Origin of the sequence: Ensifer sp. KUDG1, from assembly GCF_050434285.1 — a bacterium.
Classification (GTDB): domain Bacteria; phylum Pseudomonadota; class Alphaproteobacteria; order Rhizobiales; family Rhizobiaceae; genus Ensifer.
This window is the reverse complement of record NZ_JBNDIG010000002.1, coordinates 497,560-511,688: the sequence shown is the minus strand read 5'-3', so window position 1 is coordinate 511,688 and position 14,129 is coordinate 497,560. Positions and strand designations below refer to the sequence as shown.

Annotated in this window: 11 protein-coding genes; 6 read left to right on the top strand and 5 right to left on the bottom strand. The window is 64.0% G+C overall.

Annotated features, from left to right (window positions below; all coding sequences use genetic code 11):
- Positions 1 to 344: 344 nt before the first annotated feature.
- The 3 genes from aspT (at position 345) to M2267_RS08030 (ending at position 5,595) form a co-directional block, all read left to right on the top strand.
- Positions 345 to 2,033, top strand: a complete 1,689-nt coding sequence (aspT, locus tag M2267_RS08040) for an aspartate-alanine antiporter (protein WP_245281669.1) — start codon at positions 345 to 347, stop codon at positions 2,031 to 2,033.
- Between the two features lie 53 nt (positions 2,034 to 2,086).
- Complete coding sequence (locus M2267_RS08035) at positions 2,087 to 3,739, top strand: bifunctional aspartate transaminase/aspartate 4-decarboxylase (RefSeq protein ID WP_429113822.1); 1,653 nt, start codon at positions 2,087 to 2,089, stop codon at positions 3,737 to 3,739.
- A 176-nt stretch (positions 3,740 to 3,915) separates the two neighbouring features.
- Positions 3,916 to 5,595 carry an aspartate:alanine exchanger family transporter gene (locus M2267_RS08030; protein WP_429113820.1) on the top strand — a complete coding sequence of 560 codons (1,680 nt, stop codon included), beginning with the start codon at positions 3,916 to 3,918 and terminating at the stop codon, positions 5,593 to 5,595.
- A 174-nt stretch (positions 5,596 to 5,769) separates the two neighbouring features.
- Here the strand turns inward: M2267_RS08030 and M2267_RS08025 are convergent, their stop codons facing one another.
- The 4 genes from M2267_RS08025 to M2267_RS08010 form a co-directional block, all read right to left on the bottom strand.
- Positions 5,770 to 6,249 (bottom strand): SRPBCC family protein, encoded by a 480-nt coding sequence (locus M2267_RS08025; protein WP_429113818.1) that lies wholly within the window; start codon positions 6,247 to 6,249, stop codon positions 5,770 to 5,772.
- Positions 6,250 to 6,367: 118 nt separating this feature from the next.
- Positions 6,368 to 8,143, bottom strand: coding sequence for an SLC13 family permease (locus tag M2267_RS08020; RefSeq protein WP_043619720.1), 1,776 nt, complete (start codon positions 8,141 to 8,143; stop codon positions 6,368 to 6,370).
- A gap of 217 nt (positions 8,144 to 8,360) precedes the next feature.
- On the bottom strand, positions 8,361 to 9,584 hold the full coding sequence (locus M2267_RS08015) for a GYF domain-containing protein (RefSeq protein ID WP_429113814.1): 1,224 nt from the start codon (positions 9,582 to 9,584) through the stop codon (positions 8,361 to 8,363).
- An 82-nt stretch (positions 9,585 to 9,666) separates the two neighbouring features.
- Positions 9,667 to 11,037, bottom strand: coding sequence for an RDD family protein (locus M2267_RS08010; protein WP_429113811.1), 1,371 nt, complete (start codon positions 11,035 to 11,037; stop codon positions 9,667 to 9,669).
- 158 nt (positions 11,038 to 11,195) lie between these two features.
- Here M2267_RS08010 and M2267_RS08005 point away from each other — a divergent pair, with 158 nt between their 5' ends.
- Positions 11,196 to 11,498, top strand: coding sequence for a hypothetical protein (locus M2267_RS08005; RefSeq protein ID WP_043626645.1), 303 nt, complete (start codon positions 11,196 to 11,198; stop codon positions 11,496 to 11,498).
- Positions 11,499 to 11,516: 18 nt separating this feature from the next.
- On the opposite strand, the gene M2267_RS08000 is transcribed toward M2267_RS08005, so the two are convergent.
- On the bottom strand, positions 11,517 to 12,410 hold the full coding sequence (locus M2267_RS08000) for a LysR substrate-binding domain-containing protein (RefSeq protein WP_043626635.1): 894 nt from the start codon (positions 12,408 to 12,410) through the stop codon (positions 11,517 to 11,519).
- Between the two features lie 141 nt (positions 12,411 to 12,551).
- Between M2267_RS08000 and M2267_RS07995 the strand changes: the two genes are divergently transcribed.
- On the top strand, positions 12,552 to 12,944 hold the full coding sequence (locus tag M2267_RS07995) for a RidA family protein (RefSeq protein ID WP_429113809.1): 393 nt from the start codon (positions 12,552 to 12,554) through the stop codon (positions 12,942 to 12,944).
- 1 nt (position 12,945) lies between these two features.
- Positions 12,946 to 14,058: an NADH:flavin oxidoreductase gene (locus M2267_RS07990; RefSeq protein ID WP_429113806.1), complete on the top strand. Its 1,113-nt coding sequence runs from the start codon at positions 12,946 to 12,948 to the stop codon at positions 14,056 to 14,058.
- Positions 14,059 to 14,129 lie beyond the last annotated feature (71 nt).

Here is a 14,129-nt window from a genome sequence, read left to right as displayed (position 1 = left end):
ATAGCCAAGAGAAAACGCCTCATGCCTCACGTTGCGAGATAACATTACGAATTACAACACCAGAGTTGAAGTGCCGGCGCGACCCGGCCGCGCGCATCCGTGTTTCGATCGCATGCGGCGGACGCATCGTGGCGCCCGCCAAGCGCGCACCCAAGTAAAACCGCTGAAATGTAACATACGTTACGCTCACGTAACCCTATGCCGGTTGAGAATTTCGACGACCGAGGCAACAATTGCCGGGATTAAGATTGGGCATCGACAAGATCCGAAAACAAGCTCAACTTAGCCGCGCAGATCCCGAAATGAAGTGATGGCAACTCAACTTTCTGAAGGGAATAGCAGCAGTGAATCCCATCGATTTTTTCGTCGACACGCTTCGGACCTATCCACCCGTCGCCGTCTTCCTCGCGCTTGGCATCGGTTTCCTCATCGGTCCGATCAAGGTCGCGGGGTTCAACCTCGGCAATGTCACCGCCACGCTTCTGGCCGGCGTTCTCATCGGGCAGCTTGGCATCCAGGTGTCCGGTGACCTCAAATCCACCCTGTTCCTGATCTTCCTCTTCGCCGTCGGTTACGGCGTCGGACCGCAATTCGTGCGGGGGCTTAGCACCGACGGACCGAAACAGATCGCCTTTGCGCTCTCCGTGCTGGTGCTCTGCCTGATCGTTCCCTATCTCTGCGCGCTGATTGCCGGGCTGCCGCTCGGCTATGGCGCCGGCATGTATGCCGGTTCGCAGACGATCTCGGCTGCGATCGGCGTTGCGACCGACCAGATCAATTCGCTCGGGCTGACGCCGGAACAGGCCAAGACCTTTGCCGACCAGATCCCGATCGCCTATGCGGTGACCTATATCTGGGGCACGATCGGCTCGGCGATCATTCTCGCCCAACTCGGGCCAAGGCTGCTCGGCATCGATCTGCCGGCCGCCTGCAAGGAATATGAGGCCAAGCTTGGCGGCGGCACGTCGAGCAGCGAACCCGGCATCACCAGCGCCTACCACGACTTCGGTCTTCGGGCCTACCGGATCGATGCGGCAAGCGGCCTGACCGGGACGCCGGTCAAGAACCTGCTTCCCGGCATCCGCGTCTATGTCGAGCGGGTCCGGCGCGGCAGCGAGATCATCGAAGCAGACGGCAACACCGTGCTGCAGCCGGGCGACGTCGTCGCCTTCTCCGGCCGGCGTGCCCTGCTCGTCGAGAACCTCGACACCAAGCTGACGGAGGTCGAGGACAAGCAACTGCTGAACGCCGAAGCCGAGGTGGTCGACGTCTACGTGACCAACAAGGCGCTCGCCGGCAAGACGCTGGCCGAGGTCAGCACCATGGACTGGGCGCGCGGCGTCTATGCCCGAAAGATCATCCGCTCGCTGGTCGAGATCCCGGTGCTGCCCGGCACGACCGTCGAGCGCGGCGACATCGTCACCATCGGCGGCGCCAAGCATCATGTCGAAACGGCGATCAAGGCGCTCGGCTTTGCCGACCGGCCGGTCGAGACCACCGATATCGCCTTCCTCGGCTGGGGCCTCTTCATCGGCGCGATGATCGGTGCGCTCACGATCACCATCGGCGGCATCCCGATCGGGCTTTCGACCTCCGGCGGCGCGCTTCTGGCCGGCCTCGTGCTCGGTTGGCTGCGCACCACCTACCCCGCCTTCGGCCGCATCCCCTCACCGGCGCTGTGGCTGATGAACACGCTCGGCCTCAACATCTTCATCGCCGTGGTCGGCATTGGCGCGGGGCCCGGGTTCGTCGCCGGGCTTCAGGAAGTCGGCATTTCGCTCTTCATCTGGGGCGTGGTCGCAACCTCGATCCCGATGATCGCCTCGGTACTTATCGGCCATTACGTCTTCAAGTTCCATCCGGCGATCCTGTTTGGCGCCTGCGCCGGCGTCAGAACGACGACGGCAGCGCTCGGCATGATCCAGGAGGCGGCCAAGAGCAAGGTGCCGGCGCTCGGCTACGGCATGCCCTACGCCATCGGCAACACGCTACTCACCATCTTCGGTCTCGTCATCGTCATCATGCTCGCCTGAGGCGGGCTTCAGAAACCGAGACCTTCGCTTATTGATCACAGGGAGTGTGGATCATGTTGGACAGAAATTTCTACGACAGTATCTCCGATCTGAGCCCGTTCGAAATCAAGGACGAGCTGATCAAGCTCGCCAAGACGAGCTCGCAGAAATCCGCCAAGGCCTTCCTCAATGCCGGCCGCGGCAACCCGAACTGGACGGCGACGCGCGCCCGCGAAGCCTTCTTCCTGCTCGGCCAGTTCGCGCTGACGGAAGCCAAGCGCGCCTATTACGACCCGAAGGCCGGTGTGGCCGGCATGCCGCCGCAGGACGGCGCCCATGCCCGGTTTGAAAAGTGGACGAAGAAGCTGCTGCAAAACACGGCGGACTGGGACGAAGAGGATGAAGGCGTGCCGCCGGCAAAGACGCTCTCCGACGCCGTCAACTATGCCATCACCACGTTCCGCTTCGATGCGGACGCCTTCGTGCACGAGCTGACGGATTCGATCATCGGCGACAACTATCCGGTTCCTGACCGGGCGCTGCATCACAACGAGATCATCACCCATGAATATCTGATGTGGGCGATGTGCGCCGGCCACCGGCCGAAGGCGCAGTTCGACCTCTACCCGGTCGAAGGCGGCACCGCCGCCATGTGCTACATCTTCAAGGCCCTGAAGAACGCCCGCCTGCTTAACGCCGGCGACACGATCGCACTCGGCACGCCGATCTTCACGCCCTATCTCGAAATGCCGGAACTGGAAGACTACGACCTCAAGACGATCAATGTCAGCGCCGAGCAGGAGGATCGCTTCCAGTTCACCGACGAAGACATCAAGGCGCTCGAAAACCCCAAGGTGAAGGCGCTGTTTCTCGTCAACCCCGGCAATCCATCGGCCGTTGCAATGGATCCGGATTCGATCAAGCGCCTTGTCGATCTCGTCAACAAGAAGCGCCCCGACCTCATCGTGCTCACCGACGACGTCTACGGCACCTTCGTTCCGGGCTTCCAGTCGATTCTCGGCCATCTGCCGCGCAACACCATCGGCGTCTATTCCTACTCGAAGTATTTCGGCTGCACCGGCTGGCGTCTCGGCGTCATCGCGGTAGCGCAGGACAACATCTTCGACGAGAAGATCAAGGCCCATGGCGAGCCGATCCAGAAGCTCTTGGAAAAGCGCTACAAGGCGATGACCCCGAAGCCGCGCGAGGTGAAGTTCATCGACCGCATCGTCGCCGACAGCCGCGACGTGGCGCTGAACCACACCGCCGGCCTGTCGCTGCCGCAACAGGTGATGATGTCGCTGTTCAGCCTGGTCGAACTGATGGATGTCGACAAGGTCTACCAGAAGGCCTGCATGGCCATCTGCACCAAGCGGTTCTGGAACCTGATCGAGGGCATGGGCGTCGAGTCCAACCCCGGCATCTATTTCGACCACTATTACGGCATCATCGACTTCGAGTTCTGGCTGCGAAAATATGTCGGCGAGGACGTCGTCGCCTGGGTGAAGGAGAACATCCACCCGCTCGACATCCCCTTCCGGCTTGCCGAGGACCACGGCATCGTGCTGCTCAACGGTTCGGGCTTCGATGCGCCGAGCTGGTCGGCGCGCGTCTCCTTCGCCAACCTCAACGACGACGCCTATTCGCAGATCGGCCGCGCCGTGCGCTCGGTGGCGCGCGGCTACGTCCAGACCTACCAGGCGGCGAAAGGCCTGAAAATCAGCTGACCACCGAGGGCGGCCGGCAAACAGTCGGTCGCCCTTCCAACGCCCGGCCGGCGTTTCCTTCGGCCTGCAAGCATCCCCGCATTTCCGGCTGGCGACCGTCTTCCGCCGGCTCAGCAACCAGCGCATCATCCAGCTGAAGCGGCATTCTTCGGCTTGGCACCGAGAGGAAACGCCGCGTGATCGATCACCTGTTCAGCATTCTGCGCGCGCATCCGGAACTCGCCCTGTTCCTGGCGCTCGGCATCGGCTACGCGATCGGCAAGATCACCGTCTTCGGGGTCACGATCGGCGCGGTCACCGGCTGCCTGCTCGCCGGCGTGCTGATCGGCCAGACCGGCGCCGAGCTTTCCAACGACGTGAAGCAGGCGTTCTTCCTGCTCTTCCTCTTTGCCATCGGCTACCGCACCGGTCCGCAATTCTTCCAGAGCCTCAACGCCGATGCCCTGCCGCAGATCGCCGTGACCGTAACGCTCTGCGTCGTCGCCCTCGGCGTGGCGATCGTGCTTTCCATGCTCTTCGGATTCGACCTCGGCACGGCGGCCGGCGTTCTTGCCGGCGGCGCGACGGAATCGGCGACCGTCGGCGTTGCGATCGACACCTTCCGCAAGACCGCGCCGACACCGGAGGCTGCCAGCCAGTTCGAATCGGCCGTCGCGACCGGCTTTGCCGTCGCCTATCTCGTCGGCGTGGTCACCGCGATCCTCGTCCAGTCGCAGCTGGCGCCGCGGATGTTCGGCCGCAGCCTGAAGGACGCCTGCGCCGAGCTCGAGGCCGAGCTCAACATCGCCCCGCAAAACAGTGGCGACAGCGCCCGCCGCGAAATCGAGGCGCGCGCCTTCGTGATCAGCGACAACCTCGTGGGCCTCACCGTCGAAGAGGCGGAAGCCAGGGTGCCTGAAAACCAGAAGGCCTATATCGAACAGATCCGAAGGGGCCAGGAGATCATCACCCCTGCCCGCAAGGAGCGGCTGCAGGCTGGCGACGTCATCGCCGTTGCCGGCCTTCGCGGCTTCCTGGTCGAATATTCCAGCCGGATCGGCACCGAAATAGACGACCGCACCCTTCTCGACATTCCCGTCGAAGTGCTGGACGTGGTGGTGACCAACAAGGATGTCGCCGGAAAACGCCTGTGGCAGCTACGGCAGCAGCCGGAATCGCGCTCGGTGTTCCTGCGCAGCATTCTGCGCGCCGGCCAGCCGATCCCGATCTTTCCTGGGCTGACGGTGCGCCGCGGCGATGTGATGTCGATTGCCGGCGCCAGGCGCCATGTCGAGGAAGCGGCCACGCTTCTGGGCTATGCCGACCGTGAGACGACGGCGACCGACATGGTTTTCGTCGGCGTCTTCATCTTCCTCGGCGGCCTCATCGGCATCCCCGCCCTGAAGCTCGGCGCGCTTGAAATCGGCCTCGGCGTCGCCGTCGGCGTGCTGATTGCCGGCCTTTGCGCCGGCTGGCTGCGCTCGGTGCGGCGCACCTTCGGCTTCGTGCCGGAGGCAACGCTCTGGTTCTTCGACAGCGTCGGGCTCTGCGCCTTCATCGCCTGCGTCGGCATCTCCGCCGGCCCGAGCTTCGTTGCCGGCCTTGTCCAGTCCGGCCCGGCACTGGTCATCGCCAGTTTCCTGATCTGCGCGATCTCGCATGTCGCGGCACTCGCGCTTGGCCGCTGGGTCTTCCGCATGAACGAAGGCGTGCTCGCCGGCACCTGCTGTGGTGCCGGCACGTCGGCCCCAGCGCTTGCCGCCGTGCAGGAGGCGGCCGCAAGCAAGGTCCCGACCCTCGGCTACGGTCTCGGCTACGCGATCGGCAACGTACTCCTCGCACTCTGGGGCGCGGTGCTCGTCACCGTGCTGGCGTAATCGGGGAGGCTCGGGGCGGTGCCGCTCGGAGCGAATTGCGATCGTGAGCGAGCGCCCTGGACAACGGCTGCTGTCGCGGCGCGCGCGCTCATTACGGCACAACAGCGCGGCCCGCATTGGCAACGCCACCAACGGTGTATGGAACGCGACCGTCCAACTGGCGGCCTGCTCGGTCTACACGCCTTCCAGATAATGCGCCTTCTGCGACGGATAATAGTCCGAGAATGACGGCAGGGACTTGCCGGCGCGCGCCGCGACCAGCATGTCGAGGTAGTATTCCCAACCCGGCCCGACGTCTCCAGCGAGCTTCGGGTCGCTCAGCGTCTGCAGCAGCTGCAACTCGGTCTCATCGCCCTTCTGCGTGAATGTCAACGCAATGCGCCAATCGCCGGCGTCATCCTTCATCACCACGACCAGGCGGTGCGGCGCGGCGCATTCCTCGATCAAGACATCTGTCCATGGCTGGCTTTTCTCATGGAGCAGTTGCAGCCGCACGGTCTTGCCGGGACCGGCTTCGCCTTCCCAGCGCCCGAACCACAGCGCGGTGCTCTCGGACCTTGTCACGCTCGTCCAGACGTCGTCGATGGGGGCACGAAACGTGCGCGTCAGGATCAGGTCGTTGCCACTGACGTGGCCGGTGGGCTTGGGGCTCATACCGTCTTCTCCCTTTGGTCCTCACGGATAGGCAAGCCTGCGGCGGTACTACCGCGCGTCTACCTGTACACGGTAACGGCTATTTCTGCGAGAGCACGCGTCCGCAGCTGCCAAACACCTAACGCAGCGGCCAGACCAGCATCAGCGCCGGGATGCTGACGATGACGATCACGATCGACAGCGGCAGGCCGAGGCGCGGATAGTCGCTGAACTTGTATCCGCCCGGCCCCATGACCAGCGTGTTGCACTGGTGCCCGATCGGGGTGAGGAAATCGCAACCCGCTCCGATGGCAACCGCCATCAGGAAGGCTTCCGGCTTGTAGCCGAGGGCACCGGCAAAGCTGGCGGCGATCGGCGCCATGACCAGCACGGTCGCGGCATTATTGAGGAACGGCGTCACCCCCATGGCAGCGAGCAGGATGATCGTCAGCGCGCCGGCCGGCGGCAAGCCGGCGGCAACCGTGCCGAGCCACTGCGCGATGACATCGGTTCCCCCGGTCGTGCGCAAGGAATCGCTGACCGGGATCAGCGCCGCCAGCATCACCAGGATCGGCCCATCGACCGAGCGATAGAAGTCGCGCAAGGGGATGATGCGGAAGACGACCATGGCAAGAGCCGCCGCAAAGAAGGCGATCGGCACCGGCACGAGACCGACCGCCGTCGAGCCCATGGCGGCCGCCAGAACCAGAAGCGGAAGCGGCGCCTTGCGGGTGGTGCCGAGCAGGATCTCGCGCTGCGCCAGCGGCAGGCAACCGAAGTCCTGGAGGAAGTGCGTCAACTCGCGCCGTGCACCCTGCAGCACGATGATGTCGCCGGCCCTTAAGCGAATGCTGCCGAGCCGCTGCTTCAGCCTCTCGCCCTGGCGGCTGACGGCCAACAGGTTGATATTGTGGGTGTTGAACAGCGCCAGGCGCTGCGCCGACATGCCTTCGAGCGGCGAACCGCTGCCGACCACGGCTTCGATCGCCTCGATCTCGTCACCGGCCTTTTCCCGCCCATGCGGCGCGCGGTCGCCGGCAATCTTCAGCTTGCCTTGCGAGACGATACGATCGAGCGCCCCCGGGCCGCCTTCGAAAAGCAGGATGTCGTCTGCCTCGAGCGTCACGTCGGGCAGCGGCGCCAGGTGCAGCCCGCGGCGAAAGATGGCGATGACGACGGCACCGCCGTCGCCGAGTTTCACCAGATTGCTGAGTGCCTTGCCGATCGCCGGCGAACCGGCGGCGACCACCGCCTCGGAGGTGTAATCGGTGATCTCGATCGCCGAATGCACGGAAATCTGCTGGCTGGTGCGCTGCGGCACCAGCTTGTAGGCAAACAGCAGAAAGATGCAGCCGACCAGCGCCAGCGTCGCGCCGACGGGCGTGAAATCGAACATCGTGAAGCTCTCGCCGGTCAGCTCCTGGCGCACGCGCGAGACGACGATATTCGGCGACGTGCCGACCTGGGTCATGAGCCCGCCGATCAGCGAGCCGAAGGCCATCGGCATCAGGAAGGCGGAAGGCTGAACATTCGATCGCCGGGCAAACTGGAAGGCGACCGGCAGCATGATCGCCAGCGCCCCGATATTCTTGATGAAGGCGGAAAGCACCGTCACCGTGATGACCAGCAGGGCGAGCTGTGCGCGGACCGAGGAGATGTTCGGCAGGAACCGCTGGATGGCGGCGTCGACGATGCCCGAGCGCGCCACCCCGGCGCTGACGATCAGGGCGCTGCCGACGATGATGACGATGTCGTCACTGAAACCATCGAAGGCATGATCGTAGGGAACGATACCGACGGCGACCGCCAGCATCAGCGCCGAACAGGCGATCACGTCGTATCGAAACCGCCCCCAGATGAAGAAGGCCATCATGGCGCCGATGACGATAAACGCGAGAGACTGATCGGCGGTCATGCAATATCCGGGTTCAGCGAAGGGACTGGGCGGGACGGAACGTGCGGCTGACAAAAGCCGAAACGCGCGATCCGCGCAGAAGTTCACGCAAGACGTAACCCATGTTTCGGCAAATCGGAATTCACCTCAGCGACAAATCTGGGCATGAGTGCGAAGCGCATCGATTGCGCGGCGTCGCCCGGCGGCAAGGTGGCCGCCCAGCTATTGGGCCGCCCCGCTACTCGATGGTCCCGAATACGGCCGTCTCCAGCGTATCGATGGCCTCGTCCCGCTGCTTGCCCTTCATCAGAAAGGTAAGCATTCGCCAGGCGTCTCGCCCGCGCAGCGCAAGGGTTATCTCGGCGGTGGTGTCCGGTTCCTTGATCGACTTCATCGCCAGGCGTATCGCCATTTGGCCGTTGATCATCACCGGCTGCCAGTCTGCACTCGCCTCGAATCCCGCCTTCACCTGCAGCTCGGCGAGCCTCTCGGCATATTGCCGTTCGTTGATTGTTGCCGGGATCTGCTCGTGCCCGAAATAGATGCCGCCGCCTGCCTGATCCGAACCGATCATAAAGAACATGTTGTCGCGCGAGAGATCCTCGACGACCCAGGCCGCCTCGAACGTCGCCTGCCTGCCGGTCACTGGATTGACGAAGGTCTGCATGGGTGGCGGCGGGGTCAGGGCGGCAACCATCCAGGTCGCCGCCGGGTCCATGGCCTTGCCCAATGCGACCGGAGTAAGCAGCGCCACCCCGACACCGACGGCAAAGCGCGTCCCCGAAATCCGGCGCCCCTCCACCCGGGCCCGCCCCCGGTCATGACCAGCGGGCCGGCCGTGCGCGACACGGCGGTATTGCAGGATCAGCGTGACGAAAACCAGCGGGAAGATATGCAGCGCCAGGCCCGTCAGCCACATCATCAGCTCGCGGTTAAGATGGAACAGCCCCCGGGACTGCCCGTTGAGCTGCACAACACGAATGCCGAAAAGCGCCTTGCCGGGCGACGTGCCGAACAGCGACATGATGACGGCGCGCAGCAGAACAGCCATCGTGGCGCTCGCGAATACCGCTGCCACAAGGATGGCGATGCGCCACTCCTGATAGTAGAACTGCAGAAGCGGCCAGGGAAGAAGAAGAACCGCAAAGGTAACCATGAGGTTCGCCGCATAGAACAGCAGTCCAAGATCGAGCGACGTTGCCCAAAATCGCGCCCAGGGCCGCGCCAGCGGCAGGCTCGGGATCGGCGGCAACGTCTCGTGACCCTCCTCGCTCGCCGGCTGCTCCGGTTCGAGTTCCGCCATTAGTTCGGGCGCATCGGCGATGCGCATCCAGTCGCCCCTGCCCGATCGCCAGACCAGCGTGTCATGCGCCAAAGCGCCCGTCCTGACCAGAGCAAGGAGCTCCGTTTCGTCAATCGGGCCCTTTACCTCGCCGCCGACAGCATAATGCCAGAGCGTCATTTCTTCCCCCAAACCTCACGCACGTTGCGCGGATAGATTCATGCGCTGCGAACCGGCACGTCAGTTCGCGCAGGCGCCTCATTCAATCGATCGTTTCAAACAGCGCCGTCACGTTTCGTTCCATGTCGAGATCGGCGAGCTTTGCAGCATCGGCGTAAACAACAATCCGCCAGGCCCCTGCATCGCTCAAAACGAAGGTGAGCTCGGCATCCCCCGCAGCATTGTCGACCCGCGCGGCCGCTGCGCGATAGGCACGCTTTCCGTCGATCGTCAGAGGCCGCCACGGCGACGCTACGGTGAAGAGATCCTTGAGGTCCGTGGCCCAGCGCTTGGCATACTCCGCCGAGCCGATGCCTGTTGCGACATCGACGTCGTATTCGAAGAACATGCTGACCGAAGAGTCCTGCGCATCAAAAAAGGTGTTCACCTTTGTCGGCGTTTTCAATGTATCTGCCTTGAAGGGGCGATCGAAACGCGCCTCACCCAGCGTTTCCGGGTTCACCCATCGGGTCGACGCCGTGACCTCCAAATCCTTCTTGGACATAGGGAACTGGTTGAGACCGACCGTAAGCAACATGATCAGGAGGACCGGCGCCAACGCTATGGCGACAATACCGCCGGCAAGCCGCACACTGGAGATCGGACTGCCCTCGACCCGTGCCTTGCGCTCGTCATAGCCGGCGGGCTGGCCCTCGGCCACCCGGCGGTACTGAAGGATCGCGGTGACGATCGAGGCCGGGATGATGGAAAGCGCAAGCCCGCGCAGCCAGACGGTAAATTCGCGTTCGAGGTGGAAGCCGAGCCGGTTCTGACCAACCAACGGCACGACGCGCACGCCGAAGATCAGCTTGCCGAGCGACGTTCCGAAGGCGGCCATGACCAGCGCCAGAATGGCGAAGATCAACAGGTGCAGCAGCAGCAACAGCGAAAGGCTGGACCGAAAATCGAGCGCGCCAGGCGCGGCGAACATTTCGATATCAACGATATCCTTCGGCAGCACGAGTGCCGCGAGAGTTGCGACCAAGGCAGCCGGTATGTAAAGCACCAGCATGTCGAAAATGCGCGCCAGAAAACGGGGCCATGGCCGCGCAAGCGGATATTCGGGCAATGGCGGCGGCGCGTCGGCGGCCGGGCCGGGTCCCGGCATCGCGCGGCGGACGGCCGCCTTGATGTCGGCCGTGTCGCAGGCCGGAGTCCACTCCGCCTGCCCCTGCCGCCAGACCAGCACATCCGGTGAAAGCTCGTCTCGCGCGATCATCGCCAACAGTCTGTTGTCGCTCACGGGCCCGTGTCGCTCCGACCCGATCGTATAATGCCACGCTGCCATTTCACCCCCAAGGCGCGCCCAAGAACGCGCGGAACGCTCCCGAACGCTAGGTTGCACGCAAGCTGGCAGCAACTGTCGCGGCCAAGCTTTCCACAACTGGGACAAGCCGTGAACATTTGCAAGCACTGCTTGCGGGAATCCGCATGACAGAACTTGGAAATTTCCGTTTAAGCGCTACACTTTAGAAGAGAGTGCTGGACCGCACCGGCAACGATCGTCCAAGGCGTTTCCGCCTGACGCTCAGCGCCATGCAGGCCTGGCCCAGCCATGTGAGGATCGCCGACATGAAACACGCTTTTGCCGCCCTCTCCGTCGTGCTGCTTCTCAGCGGCTGCACGGCCTCGACCGGCCCCTCCAACCTCACCTACGGCTACTCGCCGAACCTCCAGCCCATCCCCGGCAGCATCACCTATGGCGGCCAGCCACGCACCAAGCTGAAGAAGGCGCCCGTCGGCAGCATCGTGCCGCACCAGTTCATCGATTCCTACGGCCGCAAGGTCTACGAGACGTACATCATCGAGCCCGACCGTTCGTTGCGCCTCACCAGCCGCCGTTGGGCGCCGGACTTCCTCGGCTTCGACGACTGAGCGAGATCACCTCACGGATCAGGCATCGCCGCTAAACTGCGCGCGCACCCAATCGCGAAGCACGCGAGTTGCAGGCCGGTCCGCCATGCGCGGACTGTAGACGAGGTCGTATCGGTCGCTTTCCAGCGTCAGGTCGAAAGGCTGAACGAGGATGCCCGAGGCGAGTTCGTCCGCCACGAGCGTCAGGCTCAGGAGTGCGATGCCCTGCCCCGCAACCGCCGCCTGGACGGCGTGGATCTCATCGGTAAAGGAAAGTTGTGCGCTGGCATCGACATCGAGCGCGCCCGCCCGCTCCAGCCATTGCCGCCAGACGGGCGCGCGGTGATCATTGCGGCGTGACGGGCCCCAGTCGAAGTGAATGAGCGTTTCCCGTTTGAGATCAGCCACACTTGCCGGCGCCAGTCTCGGCGCGCAAACCGGGGCAAAACGATCGGCAAACAAAGGCTCGGTGACGAGCCCCGGGTAGTGCCCGCCGCCGAAGCGGATCGCGGCGTCCGCATCCGCCTCCAGGTCGATCGTCCTGTTGGAGGCGTCGAGCCGCAAGGTCCAGTCCGGATAGGCCTCACGAAACGACCCGGCGAGCGGCGCCAGCCGCTTGGCAACGAAGGCGACGGTGGAGGTAAGGCGCGCCACCTTGCCCGCCTGCTGGCGGCGTACATCGGCAATCGCCTGCTCGAAACGGTCGAGCCCATCGCGCAGCACCGGAAACAGCGCCTTGCCGGCGGCCGTCAGATGCACCTGCCGTGTTTCGCGCTCGAAGAGCTTGACCTCCAGAATCTCCTCCAGCTGTCGGATCTGGTGGCTGACGGCAGTGGCAGAAACGTTCAGTTCCTCGGCCGCCAGCTTGAAGCTCATCCGCCGCGCGGCCGCTTCAAAAACCCTGAGTGCACCGAGCGGCGGCAACTTCCTCATTCCATCCTCATAGATGAATTCACCTCATCCATTGGCTGAGAAATCACTCTTTGTCAGCCGATGCTTGCCCTAGCATATTGGGATCAACAGCCAAGGCAACAGCGCCAAGCTGAGAAAATCTCAAGCATGAAAGGACATCCCATGTCTCTCGAACAGGTCGTCACCCAGCCGGATCCCTATGCACCCTTCCTGCTTTCCCAGGCAATCAAGACCAATGGCTTCGTCTTCGTCTCCGGTCAGGCGGCAATCGGCGACGACGGCAATCTGGTCGGTGTCGGCGATTTCGACCGCCAGGCCGAACAGGCCTTCCGTAACCTCGACCGGGCGCTGAAGGCCGCGGGATCCGGGCTCGACAAGATCGTCAAGGTCACGATCTTCCTGCGTTCCATGGAAAATTTCGGAAAAATCATCGAACTGCGCCGCAAGTGGTTTTCAGCCCCCTATCCGGCCGACAGCATCATCGAGGTCTCCTCGCTCTATTCACCGGACGCGCTGATCGAGATCGAAGCGATCGCGCTCGATGGAGGCAAGTGACATGAACGCACCATTTGGCATCGCGTCCCCCGCCTTTACCGGCACCCGTCTCAAGGGGCTTGACCTCGTCAATCGCCTCTCGGTCGCGCCGATGACCCGCATCAGCGCCTCTCCGGCCGGCGTGCCCAATGAACGCATGCGGCGCTATTACCAGCGCTTCGCCCGCGGCGGATTCAGCCTGATCACGACCGAGGGCATCTACACCGACAAGGCCTATTCCCAGACCTATAAGGACCAGCCAGGCCTGACCGACCAGGAACAGGCCCTCGCCTGGCGGCCCATCGTCGAGGCGGTCCATGCGGAAGGCGGGCGCATCTTCGCGCAACTCATGCACGGCGGCGCGCTGGCACAGGGCAATCCGCACCGGCCCGAGACAGTAGGCCCTTCCGCCGTGCGCCCGCAGGGCAGCCAGATGACCGGCTATCACGGCGACGGACCCTATGCCCTGCCGCGCGAGATCAGCGACGCCGAAATCGCCGAGGCGATCGAGGGTTTCGCCAGTGCCGCTCGCCTTGCGATAGAGGTTGCCGGTTTCGACGGCATCGAGATCCACGGCGCCAACGGCTACCTGCTCGACCAGTTCTTCACGGACTTTTCGAACCGGCGGACGGATCGCTGGGGCGGAGATATCGTTCAGCGTCTCGGCCTGTCGCTCGAGGTGCTGAAGGCGGTGCGCGCTGCGATCGGCCCCGACGTGCCGCTGGGGCTGCGGCTCTCCCAGGGTAAGGTCAACGACTTCAGGCACAAATGGGCAGAACGCGAACAAGGTGCTGCCCGCGTGTTCGCGGCGCTCGCCGAAAGCCCGGCAGACTTCGTGCACGTGACCGAGTTCGAAGCCTGGCAGCCGGCCTTCGAGGGTGGCGACGCCTCGCTCGTCGCGCTGGCGCACCGCCACGCGCCGCGCCTTTTCCTCATCGCCAACGGCAGCCTGCACGATCTCGCCCGCGCCGAGGAGGTGATGGCAGCCGGTGCCGACATGATCGCGCTCGGCCGCGGTGCGCTCGTCAATCCCGACTGGCCGCGGCTCGCCGCCAAACGCAGCGATCTGCGCCCGCTCGAGCTGCCCTTCCTTTCGCCGATCAGCGACATCAAGGACAGCGAACTGGCTCTCTGAAAGCAAAGAAGCGGGCGCGCCTCGCAGGAGGCGTGCCCGTCAGCTGTCCCAGCGATGACCGGCTCCAGCGA